The organism is Acinetobacter sp. HA (assembly GCF_000264725.1).
Taxonomy (GTDB): Bacteria; Pseudomonadota; Gammaproteobacteria; order Pseudomonadales; family Moraxellaceae; genus Acinetobacter; species Acinetobacter schindleri.
This window is the reverse complement of the sequence record NZ_AJXD01000017.1, coordinates 98,955-111,972: the sequence shown is the minus strand read 5'-3', so window position 1 is coordinate 111,972 and position 13,018 is coordinate 98,955. Positions and strand designations below refer to the sequence as shown.

Genomic DNA, 13,018 nt, shown 5'->3' with positions numbered 1-13,018 from the left:
TTGTCATGCTGAAAAAGTATTTATTCCTGACTAAGCCAGGAATTCTCTTTGGTAACTTTGTTACCACTTTGGGCGGCTACTTTGTAGCCGCTCAAGGTTCTGTAGATTTCCTTCTCCTGCTCCTTACCCTTTTTGGTACTACATTTGTTGTAGCATCAGGATGTGTGGTCAATAATGTAATTGACCAGGACATCGACCAGAAAATGCAGCGCACACAAAATCGTGCTCTTGTTAAAAAAACCATTTCTGAACCTGTCGCACTTGCCTTTGCTTTTGTATTAGGCCTGGTCGGTTTTAGTGTTCTCTGGTTTTGGGTAAATGCATACGCTTTCTTATTCGCAGTTATTGGTTTTGTCGTATACGTTGGTTTTTACAGCTTATGGACAAAACGAACAACTATTCACCAGACTCTGGTAGGCAGTATTTCTGGCGCAGCTCCGCCTGTGATTGGTTATACCGCAGTTGCAAATCAGTTTGACTTAGGTGCCCTGCTGATCTTCGTTGGGTATGCCTTTTGGCAAATGCCTCACTCGTGGGGAATTGCAGTTTACCGTTTTCAAGATTACAAAAATGCAAGCATTCCAATCTTGCCTGTAGCACGTTCAATTCACCGCACCAAGATTGAATCGCTGATCTATGTGGTTCTGTTTGGGGTTGTCATGAATGGCCTGTTTTTCTTTGGCTATGCCAACTGGCTCTATATGGTGGTGTTGAACATCTTAACCCTATACTGGATTTATTTAAGTATTCAGGGCTTTAAGGCTGAAGATGATGAGGCGTGGGCCAAGCAGTATTTTATGTATTCTGTGAAGCTGATTACTGTGATCAGTATTCTGTTCTGCTTTACATCGACTGCTCCAAAGATGCCTTATATCATTTTTTAAAAAGATAGAGTTTTACTCTATCTTTTTTATTTGAGCCTGTTATTTCTCCGACTCTCTTTTAAATACTTCTGCTCTTATCTTTATAAACCCTGTCCTTCTGAAACCAACTGCAAAAATACACTTCAATCTTTTTAAAGTGCATTTAACGCATAAAATAAGAATTCTACTTGAATAAAAAGATACTCATTATGGCGAGATTAGAATTATCTCATTACCAACCATCATTAAATCACCAATTAATTAATCTCAGTCAATTTTCTCTTCTCTTTTCTGTGCTACTCATTCCAGCCCGTACAAAACTGCTGTTTAATTATGCAATTCTTGCCAATCTGGTTGTATTTCTCCCCAAAACCCACTAAACTTCACGCTTCGCAAATATTGCGACACAACCTTGGTTGTGACTCCTTGCTTCAATTGACTTAAAAATTGGGGCTGTTTAAACCGTAAGGAGCTGACAATGCGTCACTACGAAATCGTACTATTGGTACATCCAGACCAAAGCGATCAAGTTGTGGGTATGGTAGAACGTTACCTAACTCACATCAAAGAAGCTGAAGGTCAAATCCACCGTCTTGAAGACTGGGGCCGTCGTCAATTGGCTTATCCAATCAACAAGATCCACAAAGCTCACTACATTCTTATGAATGTTGAGTGTGGTCAAACTACTCTTGATGAGCTTGAAGAATTATTCCGTTATAACGACGCAATCATTCGTAGCCTTATCATCCGTCGTGAAAACGCTATCACTGAAGAGTCACTATTGGCTAAGAGTGCTGAAGAAAAACGTGCGCGTAAAGCTCAACGTGAAGAAGCACAACACGCTCAAGACTCTGCTGAAGCATAAGGAGAACCTAACATGGCACGTTTTTACCGTCGTCGCAAGTTCTGCCGCTTTACAGCTGAGAACGTTACGTACATCGACTACAAAGATATCGACACTTTAAAACAGTACATCACTGAAAACGGCAAGATTGTTCCTAGCCGTATTACAGGTACTAAAGCTCGTTACCAACGTCAATTAGCGCTTGCTATCAAACAAGCTCGCTACTTGTCTTTGATCCCTTACACTGACAATCATAAGTGAGGTTGAGCTGTGGATATTATCTTATTACAACGCATTAAAAACCTTGGTAAACTTGGTGATAAAGTTTCAGTTAAAGCTGGTTACGGCCGTAACTTCTTGATCCCACAAGGTATGGCAGTTGCTGCTACTGAGTCAAACACTGCGGCTTTTGAAGCTCGTCGTGCTGAACTTGAGAAAGCTGAAGCTGATATTTTAGCTGCTGCTCAAGCACGTGCTGACCAATTGAACGAAGTAAATATCGTAATCACTGCGAAAGCTGGTGATGAAGGTAAACTGTTCGGTTCTATCGGTACTCGTGACATCGCTGACGCGTTGACAAATGCTGGTCTTACAGTTGACCGTGCAGAAGTACGTCTTCCAAATGGCGCACTTCGTAACACTGGTGAATTCAACATCGCAATCCAATTGCACCATGATGTTGTTGCAGAAGTTCTAGTTACTATCGTAGCTGAGTAATTTCTCACCAAGAAAAAGAGCATGCTTTGGCATGCTCTTTTTTTATCTAAAATAATTCGAAGATATGGCATATCTCACTTTCATTTTATTATTCGCGTAATTTTAAAAATACACTTCGCATTTTTTAACGGAACGCGTATTATTTCACTTCGTAGTTGATAGTTGCTATCCATCTCCGAGAATATTTAAACCATTGTATTAAAATTCAGGGCTTTATATGTCACAGGCGAATGCCAGCACTAAGCACAACAGCGCTAAACCAGAAATTGTTGCTGATACTCAGCTCAAGGAGTTTCGCACGCCTCCACACAATTTAGCGATTGAACAAGCTGTACTTGCTGCCTTAATGACGGTTGCCGAATCTTTTGAACAAGTCGGTGATGTGCTTACTGAGAACGATTTTTATGCAACCCGTCATAAATATATCTTCCGTGCGATTGATCAGCTGTCCAAGGACAACTCTCCTTACGATGCCGTATTGGTGCATGACTGGCTAATTAAACAGAATCTGCTGGATGCCATTGGTGGTGAAGAATACCTGATGCAGCTCATGGCTGACTCGCCATCAAGTTTCTACAACCTGGAAACTTACGCCAACAAGATCAAGGAATTCTCGACCTTACGTAGCATGATTAAAGTCAGTTCTGAAATCCTGCAAAATGCCTATGACACCAAAGGTCGTAGCGTCAGTGAAATTCTGGATCTGGCAGAAACCAATATTTTTTCGATTGCCGAGCAACATAATAATAATGCCAAGGCACAAGGGCCGAAGGCAATCAATACCGTCGTTGCAGATGTCTTTGATAAGTTGAATGAACTTTCACAAATGGAAGGTTCGATTACTGGTCTCACCACCGGCTTCGTCGAACTCGACAATAAAACCTCCGGCATGCAATCCGGTGACCTGATTATTGTTGCAGCCCGTCCATCGATGGGTAAAACCACGTTTGCCATGAATCTGGTAGAAAGTGTGCTGTTTAACAACAATCTGCCTGCCCTGGTTTACTCGATGGAGATGCCAGCCGACTCGATCGCGATGCGTTTGATTTCATCCTTTGGTCGTGTGCATCAGGGTCATTTACGTGCTGGTAAAATGGACAGTGATGAATGGTCTAAAGTCACCAGCACCATTGTGCATTTGCAGGAAAAGAACCTGTATATCGATGACTCCTCTGCTCTGCCACCAACGGAAGTTCGTGCACGTGCGCGTCGCATTGCCAAAATGCATGGCGGTAAGCTCGGCTGTATCATGGTCGATTACTTGCAGCTCATGAAAGTGCCTGGCATGGGTGATAACCGTGTCGGCGAGATTTCGGAAATTTCCCGTAGCTTAAAAGCGCTCGCTAAAGAAATGCAGTGTCCTGTCATTGCCTTATCGCAGTTGAACCGCTCTCTGGAAAACCGTCCAAACAAACGTCCAGTCATGTCTGACTTGCGTGAATCTGGTGCGATCGAGCAGGATGCCGATTTGATCATGTTTATTTACCGTGATGAAGTCTATAACAAGGAATCTAAAGAAGCCGGGACTGCCGAAATTATTATCGGTAAACAGCGTAATGGTCCAATTGGTACTGTGCGTCTAGCCTTCGAAGGTCAGTACACGCGCTTTAGTAACCTCTCTCCTGAGTTCTATGCGCAGTATGACGATGAAGAATAAACCTTGTGTTTGAAACTGATTAAAAAAAGAGACCCAAATGGTCTCTTTTTTATTGCTTAAGCATACCTTGGAGGAAATTATATAAATGAGCATGTCCATTTGTGGCAGATAGGACTACAATATTTACAATTTTGAAATGACTGATTTTGTTTTATCAATACAGTTATTTCTCTCCCTCTTTTGTGTATTTCACACAACATCATTTTGTCATCCCGAAGGAGTATCTAGGGTGCGCCAAGCAACAGTTTATATTGACAGTACAGCACTGCAATATAATTTAAACCGTGTCAAACAACTTGCCCCAACCGCTAAAATCGTCAGCATGGTTAAAGCCAATGCTTACGGACATGGAGTTAAAGACTGCTTAGCAGCCTTAAAAGATAGCGATGCCTTCGGTGTCGCCTGCCTTCAGGAAGCACTGGAAATTCGTGAACTCGGCTATCAGCAACCGATTACGCTGATTGAAGGTGTTTTCTCTGCTGATGAAATTCAGATCGTGATCAATCAGAATATTGAAGTTGTGGTACATCATCAGGCACAGCTTGACTGGCTACTGGCTCATAAAGATGCTTATATCACTAAAGGCCTTAAAGTCTGGGTGAAACTGAACAGCGGCATGAACCGTCTGGGCTTTAAAATTGATGTGATTAAACAGGTGATCAATCAACTCAAAGCTGAAGGTTTTACTTGTGTACTTGCGATGCATTTTGCCAATGCAGATGCTGATCACCCATTGAATAAACAGCAAATCCAGCAGTTCCTTGAAGTAAAAAATGACTGTGCCCCACTCATGGGGTCATGCTGTAATTCGGCTGCGATTTATAAATATCCTGAACTGCATTTTGACTTTGTCCGTCCAGGTATCATGCTCTACGGCGCGACCCCATTTGCAGATAAAACGATTCATGATCTGGATTTAAAACCAGTGATGACTTTCACAGCTGAAGTCATTGCGCTAAATCATATTAAAGCGGGTGAACACGTCGGTTATGGTTCGACTTTCACCGCAGATCAGGACATGACATTGGCCATTGTTTCAATTGGCTATGGTGATGGTTATCCACGTGCCTTCCCGAAACAGAATTATGTTGCAATTAATGGACAACAGACTCGCGTGATTGGTCGTGTCGCAATGGATATGATTGCGATAGATGCAACTGATCTTAATCTGCAGCTTGGCACTGAAGTAGAACTGTGGGGTAAAACCCGCCTGGTCGATGATGTCGCTGAAGCAAATGGCACTATCGGCTATGAATTGCTGTGTCGTATGTCTGCACGTCCAGTCCGAAAACTAGTTTAAAATACCGTGCATTAAAAAGCCCAATATTAATTGGGCTTTTTAATTTAATTTTCTGTAGTTTCTTCTTGGTCTTGAGTTTGTAGCTGAGTTAATAGCGCGTCTACATGCACTTGTTCAAAACTATGTGGTGTAAAGTCATTAAAACCCATATTTGTACAAAAGTCCCGGATTTCATCGCGTCGTGAAATATACTTCATCGACCAGCCGGCAAAATTAATCTGCTCAAGCGGGCGCATTTCAAAACGTTTGATATTCTCATGCCGTGGATCTTTACTTAGCTTTTCAAATAATACATTCAGATGTTCCAATTTGCCTTCAAGACATTGAAAAAAATAGCCATCTGCAAAATATAACGCCCCAGTAATATCGTGACGATAATTAAAATCTCGTGCCTCGGCCAGAATATCCGTTAAGTCATCGAGCAAATTCGACTTATCAGAGGTACTCTGACTGGCATAACAAAAATGATGCATGCTAACCTCTGTAATTTAAATTTTCTTAAATTTAGCATGCCACTGTAACCTGATATCAAACAGATAGATAGTTTTATTGAAAATAATCTAAAGTTGGCTTAGGTAATTCCTGCAAACCTTTCTTTAAAGTATCCGACCACTGCTTACTGATTTTGGTGAAATATTCATCATCTTCCTGAATGCGTTTACCTACCGGAATTTCAAATGTGTCTTTATGATAAACCAGCACATCCAACGGCATCCCTACGGAAACATTGGAACGTAAAGTCGAAGCGAAGGAAATCAGTGAACATCGCAGTGCTTCATCTAGTGGCATATCATAGCTGAGTGCCCGATCCAGAATCGGCTTGCCATATTTACTTTCCCCGATCTGGAAATACGGCGTATCACTGGTTGCACAGATAAAGTTGCCTTGCGGATAAATATGATAGAGCTGCATATCTTGTCCGGCAATCTGACCTCCCACCAATAAGCTGCAATAATAGTTGCTTTGCTCCATGGTATCTGTAGTTACACTTTCAATCACATGCTTCAAGGTGCGACCGACCAGTTCCGCGACTTCAAACATGGTATGCAAACTGAGAATATTAGGTTCCTGATTCAGTTCCAGCTGATTTTTAATATGCCCGATCACCGCTTGTGTCGTAGCCAGATTTCCCGATGCCTGAATAACAATGACGCGCTCACCCGGAATACCAAAGGTATATAATTTGCGAAACACCGAGATATGATCCACACCTGCATTTGTGCGAGTGTCACTAATGAACACCATCCCCTGCTCCAAACGAAGCGCACAACAATAAGTCATTTTTTGTCCTTACTAACAACTTAGAACCTGGACGATGGAATGCATGGATTCCACTCCGCCCTTTTCTCTTACCCCACGTACTGGCGCGACGTCCCAATAGTCACGCCCAATGGCAACATAAATATGTGCACTAGGTACAAATAACTGATTACTTACATCAAAGCAATACCAAGCCTGGTCAATAAATACCTCTGCCCAGGCATGACTGGCCAGATGAGAAGTATTTTGAGCATACAGATAACCCGAAACATAACGTGCCGGTAAGCCCAGATATTTGCACATGGCAATGAAAATATGTGCATGATCCTGACAGACACCCTGTTTCGCCTCAAAAGCATCAATGGCGGATCCATGTACCGAGCTACTATTTGTTATATACGGTACATGCTCCAATACCGCCTGAGCCAAGGCGATCAGATTTAGACGTGTTGAAGCTGGCACATACTGTTTTACAAAGTCCTTCATTTCCTCATTACACTGAGTAGTTGAAGTCGGCTGCAAGAACAGGTTTGGATTGATCTGGTCATTCATTCCCTGATCATTATTCAAGGGATTTAAATCGACTATACCTTGCGCCATAATGGTTAAGTACTGATAAGGTGTGCGCTGAGTACTGGTAATCCACAAATTATGAAAGGCATCCCGGCTTAGCTCCCGACTGCCCAGCACGCTGACATCCCAGGAATGCACTTGCTGATGTACATTACTGGAAGGCATCATCTTAATGTACTGAATACTACTGGTGACAGTTTCGGTATAGCTATAATGCGTTTGGTGATTCACCATCAACTTCATACATTAATCTCAAACATATGATGAATATAATCACTGAATTGGTAAAAATTGATCAGGTCAGTATGGTCACGTAGCTGGTTCCAGTATTCATTCAGATCTGACCAGCCCATCTCCACCAAGGATTCAATCACATAATCAATTTTTGCAATTGTAGTGATGGTATCTTCACCTAGACGTAGCTCCTGATCAAGCTTTTCCAGACATTGACCCAGACTAAAAAACAGAAACACATCCGGAGCTTCACCTTCCAGAATATCCTGACAATCTGTCACGACATCACAGATATAACCGGCATTCTGATCAGCAGTACGAATCAGGCGGTTCAGTTCTGCATAAGCTTTGGCAGACAGTACACCACGTAGTTCCTGAATATTGTCACGCGCCACTTTAAACTGTTGATGGAATGAATAAGGTTGAGCCGGATCCAGCACCAGTTCATTTAGCGAACTGGCATCAAAGGCTGGCAGGCAGAATGCATGCGCATACGCGACTGCCGCATCATCTTCTAAAAATGGAAAATGGGTACATAAAAACTGCGTTCTTGATAAGTAGCGACCCAACCAAAAAATATGTTGCGCATTGGAATTAAGTAAAAGCATGACAAATTCCTTCTTTGCTATTTTTATGAATGGAGATTATCGACAATCCAGGTGTCCTTAATGCCACCGCCTTGGGAGGAATTTACGACCAGCGAACCTGCTTGCATTGCTACACGTGTCAGTCCACCCGGTACGATTTCAGTACGATAAGGTGAGCTGAGTACAAATGGACGCAAATCAATATGACGTTCTGCAATGCCATAATTGGTTAAGGTTGGGCTGACGGACAGATCCAGGGTTGGTTGGGCAATATATAAATGTGGCGCAGCCATGATTTTCTCTCTAAAGGTTTCAATCTGCTGTCTAGACGCCTGTGGACCGATCAGCATGCCATAGCCACCTGAACCTTGGGCTTCTTTCACAACCAGCTCATCAAGATGTGCCAATACATAACTGAGATCTTTAGCCTCACGGCATTGGTAAGTTGGAACATTCTTCAGAATGGGTTGTTCACCAAGGTAGAAATTGATCATCTTATCCACATAAGGATAGATCGACTTGTCATCTGCTACACCGGTTCCCGGTGCATTCGCAATAACAACGTTGTGCTGCAAATAGGCAGACATCAGGCCTGGTACGCCAAGGGCGCTATCAGGTTTAAAACAAAGCGGATCGAGATAGGCATCATCGACACGTCTATAAATAACATCTACTTGCTGACGACCACGTATAGTTTTTACATAAACTTTCGCGTTCTCTACATAAAGGTCACGTGATGTCACTAATGGCACATCCATTTCCCTTGCCAGGAAAGCATGTTCATAGTAAGCACTATTGAAACGACCCGGAGTCAGAACCACGATAAAGGGATTATCGACAGCTGAGTTTTCTGCCAGAATTTCTTTGAGTAAATGTGGGTATTGCTCTACACCAGCAATAGGTGTCTGTTCAAACAGGCCTGGCATCAGTTTTTCACTAATCTTGCGGCTTTCCAGCATATAAGACACACCTGAAGGGGTCCTTAGGTTATCTTCAAGTACATAGAATTCACCCTTTGAGTCACGGATAATATCAATGCCACTGATCTGACTATAAATGCTGCCTTTCAGACTATGCTGATACATGTGTGGCTGATAAGCCTCATGGCTCAGTACTTGCAGTTCAGGCACAATCCCTGCTTTCAGGATGTCCTGCTGATGATAGATATCATGCAAAAACAGGTTCAGCGCTTTAACACGTTGTTCACAACCGAGTGCCACCATATTCCATTGCTTGCGCGCAATCACGCGTGGAATAATATCAAAAGGGATAGTACGTTCGGTGCCTTCTTCATCTCCATAAACCGTAAAGGTAATTCCTTCATAAAGAAAATGTTCTTTTGCCAATTTATTCAGGGTGTTAAGCTCATCTAAAGTATGATTTGACAGCCACTCTTCGATTTTTTGCCCAGCCAGACCATTCATATTCTGGTCATCACGCATTTCATTAAAGAATTTAGATGCCATTTGCTGCAGCACTTGTAGAGGTTTGCCTGTGTGAGTTACTACCGTGTCCTTCGCTTCTGTAAAATTAGTGTTAATCGCCGTTGTTGTAAAATTTTCTATAGTCGTTGTGATATTTGTATCCTGGGTTTCTTTTAGCATACAAACCTCGTCGTATTGTAATCAAATTGTATATTTAACAAAGCAATATCCATGCCATGCGGTATTTTTGTACCTACCATTAATCCCTTTATTTCCGAGGGACTCAATGGCATTTTTGCACCAATGTGTATCTATTCTGCTATCCTCGATTACTTAAAATACTTGCGAAAAAAATAGAGATTTTTTATTGTGTTAATGATTTTTTCTCAATTTGCAGATCCTGATTTCAGCTTATGACCGCACAAGAAAAAGAAACTTCGAATAGCCTTTATCGCCAATGGCAAATTTTATCGCGCCTGACGACCGGGAAATGGATGGGCACTCGCGAATTGCAGGAAATCCTGGAACGTGAAGGTGTGGAAATTAGTTTGCGCACTATTCAGCGTGACCTGAATCAGATTGCGCAGCGTTTTCCCATTGAAAGCAGCAAAACTATTCCACAGGGCTGGCGTTGGCGTTCCGATGCACCGATTCAAAGTCTGCCGCACATGACCAGTTCACAAGCAGTGACGTTTATGATGGTTGAGGAACATCTCAAACATCTGTTACCACCCAGTCTGATTGAAGAAATGAATCCCTGGTTTGATCTCGCACGTCGCAGCCTGTCAACCCAGAACAATGTACGACAATGGATTAACCGGGTCCGTATCGTTCCTGCGACTCAGCCGCTGATTCCACCTGTTGTCGACCGTCAGGCACAACAGGCGGTTTATGAAGGTCTGTTACAGGACAAGCAGCTGGAATGTATCTATCAGGGTCGTGGGCAAAATAGTGAAGAAAAAACCTATATTCTTAATCCGCTGGCATTAGTACAGAAAGGTTCGATCATTTATCTGGTATGTACCCGTCATGACAAATCCGATATTCAGACCTTTGCCTTGCACCGCTTTAAGTCTGCGAATGTTTTAAATACGCGTGCCCTGCATCCGGTGAACTTTGATATTGATGAATATATTGAATCCGGTGCTTTGGGCTTCCGGGTCAACTTTGACCAGCCTACTGAAAATGTCATGCTGAAGCTGCACATGCCTGAAGCAGATGCACATTATTTTGAAGAAAGCCAGCTCAGCCGCGACCAACAGATTGAAAAACTTGATCATGGTATGGCTCTTATTAGTGCCACGGTTCCTTTTACTTCACAGCTGGTATGGTGGCTACGCAGCTTTGGTAACAAAATTCAAAAAATTGAACCTGAGCACGTTTTCCGAGCCGTATATCAACAAGACGAAGCATAAAAACTGACATAAAAAAGTCCCATTCCCGGGACTCATAATTTTTTATATTGTTTTTGTTATTGTTCTGGTTAATCGGCTGCTGATCCTGCATATATCTGTCTTGTTCCCCCAGATATATGCAGTAAGGAAGTTTCATAGTTAAGGGCATTACATACATGAGCACGCCAGCTCTGCAGTATTGAACCGGATTGATTTCTTCGTCATACCATCTCCCCCGCTATTGGATAAAATAACTTTAAACCAGCTTTTCCTGCATGTGAAATAAAAAGAAGCGATGCCTTTTGCAGATTTTTTTCATAGGATTTTTCCTGCTAAACATATTATTTTGGTTAATTTTTAATCTAAACCATCTTTCCAAGTTAAACCTATAAAATCGAATAACAATTTTGTTCTTGTATAAAACCGCCAAGCCTTGAAAATCTGAAGGTCTGATAAGAACAACAGGGAATCAAGATTTTATGGCAAATCCAGCTCAACTTGTCCGGCATAAACTGCTGAATACCTTCTTTTCACGCTATTCCATCTGGTTCCTTTGTATCTTTATTGCGTTGGTATTTACCGGCTTTCATATCGGCTATTCGCCCCGCTATATTTACTATTTCATGCCTCAAACGCTGGTCAATACGCTGTGGATTATTAGCGCTGTTCTGAGTGTGGTGGGGCTATATGATGTACTGCAACACCGGCATTCTATTCTCAGGAACTATCCGATTATGGGTCATTTCCGCTTCCTCTTTGAAGAGTTCCGTCCTGAAATTCGCCAGTACTTTATTGAAGCCGATCAGGATGCCCTGCCTTTTTCCCGTATGCAGCGCAGTCTAGTTTATCAACGTGCCAAAAATGAAAATTCTGACAAACCTTTTGGTTCGATTATCGATGTCTATAACCATGACTATAAGTTTGTCACGCATTCGATTATCCCTTGCCCACCCGCAGATCCAGCAACTTTCAGGATTACGATTGGCAATGAACAATGCAAGCAGCCTTATAGTGCTTCAATCATGAATATCTCCGCCATGAGTTTTGGCAGTATGAGTGCCAATGCCATCCGCGCGCTTAATCTGGGTGCCAAAATGGGCAATTTCTACCATGATACGGGTGAAGGCAGTATTAGCCCTTATCATCTGGAAAATGGCGGAGACCTAGTTTGGGAAATTGGTAGTGCTTACTTTGGTTGTCGTACACTGGACGGCCAGTTTGATCCGGTCAAATTTGCGGAGAAAGCCAAAATTCCACAAGTGAAAATGATTGAAATCAAGTTGTCTCAAGGTGCGAAACCAGGACATGGTGGGATTCTTCCAAAAGCCAAGATTTCTGAGGAAATTGCGGAGATTCGCGGAGTTAGCCGCGAACATGACTGTGTTTCACCAGCCAGTCATCCTGCGTTTGGCACACCAATTGAAATGATGGAATTCATTCAGCAATTACGTGAGCTATCTGGTGGCAAACCGGTTGGCTTTAAGCTATGTCTGGGGCAGCCCTGGCAATTTATGAGTATCGTCAAAGCGATGCTGCATACCAAAATCCTGCCGGACTTTATTGTGGTCGATGGTTCAGAAGGCGGTACAGGTGCAGCACCGATTGAGATGATTGATAATATTGGCGTTCCCCTGCGTGAAGGCTTATTGTTCGTTCATAACACATTAGTGGGTGCAGGATTACGCAAACAGATCAAAATTGGTGCAAGCGGCAAGATCATTAGTGCATTCGATATCGCCAGTACGATCGCCATTGGTGCAGACTGGGTCAACTCAGCGCGTGGTTTTATGTTTGCTATTGGCTGTATTCAAGCGCAAAGCTGTCATACTAACCAGTGTCCGGTTGGTGTCACTACTCAGGATAAGAGCCGCCAAAAGGCGCTACATGTGCCAAGCAAGGCAGAACGGGTTTATAATTATCATAAAAGCACCCTTAAAGCCCTCTCCGAAATGATCGCTTCTGCTGGTGTTTGTCATCCATCTGGTATTAAACCTCATCAACTGGCTCAACGCATCAACAGCCATGAGATTAAAAACTATGCACAATTGCACTTCTGGATGAAGGAAAATGAGCTCCTCCATTGTGAAAATCGTGATGAAGAAAACTTTTATTACCGTATGTGGAATATCGCAACTGCAGAAAAATTTTAAGTACTTCTAAATGAA

13 protein-coding genes are annotated in these 13,018 nt (G+C 42.5%); 8 read left to right on the top strand and 5 right to left on the bottom strand.

Annotated elements, in window-relative coordinates:
* Positions 1–5: 5 nt before the first annotated feature.
* From cyoE to alr, 6 genes are all read left to right on the top strand, one after another.
* Positions 6–884 (top strand): heme o synthase, encoded by an 879-nt coding sequence (gene cyoE, locus HADU_RS04960; protein ID WP_008304106.1) that lies wholly within the window; start codon positions 6–8, stop codon positions 882–884.
* Positions 885–1,341: 457 nt separating this feature from the next.
* Positions 1,342–1,728, top strand: a complete 387-nt coding sequence (gene rpsF / locus HADU_RS04955; protein WP_004278789.1) for a 30S ribosomal protein S6 — start codon at positions 1,342–1,344, stop codon at positions 1,726–1,728.
* A gap of 12 nt (positions 1,729–1,740) precedes the next feature.
* Entirely contained in the window at positions 1,741–1,968 is a 228-nt protein-coding gene (gene rpsR, locus HADU_RS04950) for a 30S ribosomal protein S18 (protein WP_004278792.1), read from the top strand.
* Between the two features lie 9 nt (positions 1,969–1,977).
* Positions 1,978–2,424 carry a 50S ribosomal protein L9 gene (gene rplI, locus HADU_RS04945; RefSeq protein WP_004815692.1) on the top strand — a complete coding sequence of 149 codons (447 nt, stop codon included), beginning with the start codon at positions 1,978–1,980 and terminating at the stop codon, positions 2,422–2,424.
* Between the two features lie 217 nt (positions 2,425–2,641).
* The gene (gene dnaB, locus HADU_RS04940; protein WP_004815691.1) at positions 2,642–4,081 is read left to right on the top strand and encodes a replicative DNA helicase; all 1,440 of its coding nucleotides are present in this window, start codon (positions 2,642–2,644) and stop codon (positions 4,079–4,081) included.
* A 229-nt stretch (positions 4,082–4,310) separates the two neighbouring features.
* Entirely contained in the window at positions 4,311–5,381 is a 1,071-nt protein-coding gene (alr, locus tag HADU_RS04935) for an alanine racemase (RefSeq protein WP_004815688.1), read from the top strand.
* Positions 5,382–5,425: 44 nt separating this feature from the next.
* On the opposite strand, the gene HADU_RS04930 is transcribed toward alr, so the two are convergent.
* The 5 genes from HADU_RS04930 to HADU_RS04910 form a co-directional block, all read right to left on the bottom strand.
* Positions 5,426–5,854: a BLUF domain-containing protein gene (locus HADU_RS04930; protein WP_004815687.1), complete on the bottom strand. Its 429-nt coding sequence runs from the start codon at positions 5,852–5,854 to the stop codon at positions 5,426–5,428.
* A gap of 73 nt (positions 5,855–5,927) precedes the next feature.
* The gene (locus HADU_RS04925; RefSeq protein ID WP_004815684.1) at positions 5,928–6,662 is read right to left on the bottom strand and encodes a proteasome-type protease; all 735 of its coding nucleotides are present in this window, start codon (positions 6,660–6,662) and stop codon (positions 5,928–5,930) included.
* Between the two features lie 12 nt (positions 6,663–6,674).
* A complete protein-coding gene (locus HADU_RS04920) occupies positions 6,675–7,457 on the bottom strand; it encodes a transglutaminase family protein (protein WP_004815683.1) in 783 nt (260 codons plus the stop codon).
* Positions 7,454–8,056, bottom strand: coding sequence for an alpha-E domain-containing protein (locus HADU_RS04915; protein ID WP_004815680.1), 603 nt, complete (start codon positions 8,054–8,056; stop codon positions 7,454–7,456). Before HADU_RS04915 ends, HADU_RS04920 begins: the two co-directional genes overlap by 4 nt.
* A gap of 23 nt (positions 8,057–8,079) precedes the next feature.
* Entirely contained in the window at positions 8,080–9,639 is a 1,560-nt protein-coding gene (locus HADU_RS04910; RefSeq protein WP_004815679.1) for a circularly permuted type 2 ATP-grasp protein, read from the bottom strand.
* A 233-nt stretch (positions 9,640–9,872) separates the two neighbouring features.
* Between HADU_RS04910 and HADU_RS04905 the strand changes: the two genes are divergently transcribed.
* A complete protein-coding gene (locus HADU_RS04905) occupies positions 9,873–10,874 on the top strand; it encodes a helix-turn-helix transcriptional regulator (protein WP_004815677.1) in 1,002 nt (333 codons plus the stop codon).
* Positions 10,875–11,332: 458 nt separating this feature from the next.
* The gene (locus HADU_RS04900) at positions 11,333–13,003 is read left to right on the top strand and encodes an FMN-binding glutamate synthase family protein (protein ID WP_004815676.1); all 1,671 of its coding nucleotides are present in this window, start codon (positions 11,333–11,335) and stop codon (positions 13,001–13,003) included.
* The last annotated feature ends 15 nt before the right edge of the window (positions 13,004–13,018 follow it).

Coding starts and splice junctions, on each gene's coding strand:
- HADU_RS04915 (WP_004815680.1), bottom strand. CDS start 8,056: ATGCTTTTACTTAATTCCAATGCGCAACATATTTTTTGGTTGGGTCGC.
- HADU_RS04910 (WP_004815679.1), bottom strand. CDS start 9,639: ATGCTAAAAGAAACCCAGGATACAAATATCACAACGACTATAGAAAAT.
- cyoE (WP_008304106.1), top strand. CDS start 6: ATGCTGAAAAAGTATTTATTCCTGACTAAGCCAGGAATTCTCTTTGGT.
- rpsR (WP_004278792.1), top strand. CDS start 1,741: ATGGCACGTTTTTACCGTCGTCGCAAGTTCTGCCGCTTTACAGCTGAG.
- dnaB (WP_004815691.1), top strand. CDS start 2,642: ATGTCACAGGCGAATGCCAGCACTAAGCACAACAGCGCTAAACCAGAA.
- HADU_RS04900 (WP_004815676.1), top strand. CDS start 11,333: ATGGCAAATCCAGCTCAACTTGTCCGGCATAAACTGCTGAATACCTTC.
- HADU_RS04930 (WP_004815687.1), bottom strand. CDS start 5,854: ATGCATCATTTTTGTTATGCCAGTCAGAGTACCTCTGATAAGTCGAAT.
- HADU_RS04925 (WP_004815684.1), bottom strand. CDS start 6,662: ATGACTTATTGTTGTGCGCTTCGTTTGGAGCAGGGGATGGTGTTCATT.
- HADU_RS04905 (WP_004815677.1), top strand. CDS start 9,873: ATGACCGCACAAGAAAAAGAAACTTCGAATAGCCTTTATCGCCAATGG.
- HADU_RS04920 (WP_004815683.1), bottom strand. CDS start 7,457: ATGAAGTTGATGGTGAATCACCAAACGCATTATAGCTATACCGAAACT.
- rpsF (WP_004278789.1), top strand. CDS start 1,342: ATGCGTCACTACGAAATCGTACTATTGGTACATCCAGACCAAAGCGAT.